This is a genomic window from Chryseobacterium sp. CG10_8, assembly GCF_058117085.1.
In genome coordinates this window covers 1-367 of sequence record NZ_JBYVEB010000299.1, presented here as the reverse complement: position 1 = coordinate 367, position 367 = coordinate 1, and the positions used below count along the sequence as shown (strand labels likewise).

Annotated in this window: 1 pseudogene; it reads left to right on the top strand. The window is 33.0% G+C overall.

The features are described from left to right. Positions 1 to 248 (top strand): annotated as a pseudogene (locus AC4AGG_RS16840) (IS256 family transposase, variant Zn-binding type); the annotation flags it as partial. Positions 249 to 367 lie beyond the last annotated feature (119 nt).

Genomic DNA, 367 nt, shown 5'->3' with positions numbered 1-367 from the left:
CCATTAATCCAGAAACTGGGCGGTATTGGTATACTCATAAACGTTTGAGAAGATCGTATTTCACCATCAAAAGAGCACTTTCAAATATGTTTCATTATCTTGATAATCCAGCAATACCAAACACCACAAACGGTATTGAAGGCTACTTTAGTCATTTGAAAAACCACTTGGATTTGCACAGGGGTTTGACGCTTAAAAACAGAATTAATTTTATCAAATGGTATGTTTATTTTTCTAACGAAAAATGAAGTTTTCTTAGCCATAAAGTTCATCCGATAATTATAAAAAAAGGTGAGAAATTTCTCACCTTAAAACTATCGTTTTGAACATTAATCCTATTGCTAGAAAGTTGGTCTTCACCAGAGCT